Annotated in this window: 2 protein-coding genes and 1 pseudogene; 1 reads left to right on the top strand and 2 read right to left on the bottom strand. The window is 51.1% G+C overall.

Annotated elements, in window-relative coordinates:
• Positions 1-149 (top strand): annotated as a pseudogene (locus F7Q90_RS25585) (IS630 family transposase); the annotation flags it as partial.
• Between the two features lie 198 nt (positions 150-347).
• Here F7Q90_RS25585 and cra read toward each other — a convergent pair.
• Together cra and F7Q90_RS25575 are read right to left on the bottom strand one after the other, a co-directional pair.
• On the bottom strand, positions 348-1,358 hold the full coding sequence (cra, locus tag F7Q90_RS25580; RefSeq protein ID WP_006117666.1) for a catabolite repressor/activator: 1,011 nt from the start codon (positions 1,356-1,358) through the stop codon (positions 348-350).
• A 144-nt stretch (positions 1,359-1,502) separates the two neighbouring features.
• Positions 1,503-1,599: transposase domain-containing protein (locus F7Q90_RS25575; protein ID WP_151160719.1), on the bottom strand; the 97-nt coding region annotated here is incomplete at its 5' end.

Here is a 1,599-nt window from a genome sequence, read left to right as displayed (position 1 = left end):
ATGTCGAACGGTTGTGGCAGGCGCTTCATGAGACAATAACCCGAAATCACCAGTGCAGTTCAATGTGGCAACTGTTGAAAAAGGTCCATCACTTTATGAATACCGTCAGCCCATTCCCCGGGGGAAAACATGGGCTGGCTAAAGTGTAGCGGTATTAGGATCAGTTATTTAGCCACTCGCCTGATGTTAAGGGGCTAAACCAGCGTTAAGTTGTAAGTAAACAAGAATGGTCTGTTAACTTAATTTGTTAGAATGAATGTCAAACGCTTACGCTTTTTTACTTTGGATAAGAAAGAGTTTAAAAACAGCATTTAAACATCGGGGCAGACAAATCGCTGCCCGTATTATTAATTAGAAATTCTGCTTAATTGTCCGCGACGTAATAAATTGCGGCGAATACGCGTTAATCCAGGCTTGGGTTTACGCGGTTCATCGAGAGACGCTAATACCAATTCCAGTACCCGTTCGGCTACATCACGATGACGCTGGCCTACCGATAACACCGGGCACTCCAGGAAGTCCAGCAGTTCATGATCGCCAAAGGTGGCGATCGCCAGATTGGACGGCAGGCGGCCGTTACGCTTCAGGGTCACATCCATCACACCCTGTAACAGGCCGAATGACGTGGTGAACAGCGCGTCTGGCATTGAGTGATCCTGCAAATACTTTTCGAACACGGCGGCCGACGCCGTGCGCTCAAAACTATTGCAATAGAGGAAGTCGATGGGACGCTCATCCCCTTTCCAGGCTTCTCTGAATCCCAGTTCACGCAGAAAGCTGACCGATAATTCTGGTAACGCGCCCATGAACAGAACGTTGCTGACCTTAAGCTGACGCAGTTCAGCCGCCAGGGCATAAGCATCGTCCTGGTCAGCACCGACCACGCTGGTAAAGTGTTCACGATCCAGCGCGCGGTCCAGTGCGATGATGGGCAGGGGATTGTTAATCCAGCGCTGATAAAAAGGATGCTCAGGAGGAAGTGAAGTGGATACGATAATGGCGTCCACCTGGCGTTGCAGCAGATGCTCAATACAGCGCATTTCATTGTCAGGCTGATCTTCAGAACAGGCGATCAATAACTGGTAGCCACGCTGGCGGGCCTGACGCTCAAGATAGTTAGCAATACGTGTATAACTGGTGTTTTCCAGATCGGGAATCACCAGACCGATCGAGCGCGTGCGCCCGGCGCGCAGCCCTGCCGCCACAGCATTAGGATGATAGTTATGCTCGCGGACCACCGCCATGACTTTCTCAACGGTTTTATCGCTGACACGATACTGCCGTGCCTTTCCATTAATGACGTAACTGGCCGTGGTGCGCGATACACCCGCCAGGCGCGCAATTTCATCCAGTTTCACTGTAACCCCACCGTTAAGCGGGTCTGATAACCCGCAGATAAGCTATGGACATTCTTTTATCACATCTAACAGCAGAAAAGTGCGCGGAGCAACCGCTTTTCTGATGGTAAACCTGTAAGCGTCGCATTCAGACCGTATTGACGTTCAGGCAGAGGGAAGCTCGACCTTCCATGGCAGCAGATCGCGGACCCGGTTCACCGGCCAGTCCTGTATATGACCGATGACGTAACGCAACCACGTC

It is taken from the genome of Pantoea stewartii subsp. stewartii (assembly GCF_008801695.1).
Lineage (GTDB): Bacteria > Pseudomonadota > Gammaproteobacteria > Enterobacterales > Enterobacteriaceae > Pantoea > Pantoea stewartii.
Note: the sequence above shows the minus strand (reverse complement) of the source record. Positions and strands in the feature narration are given on the sequence as shown.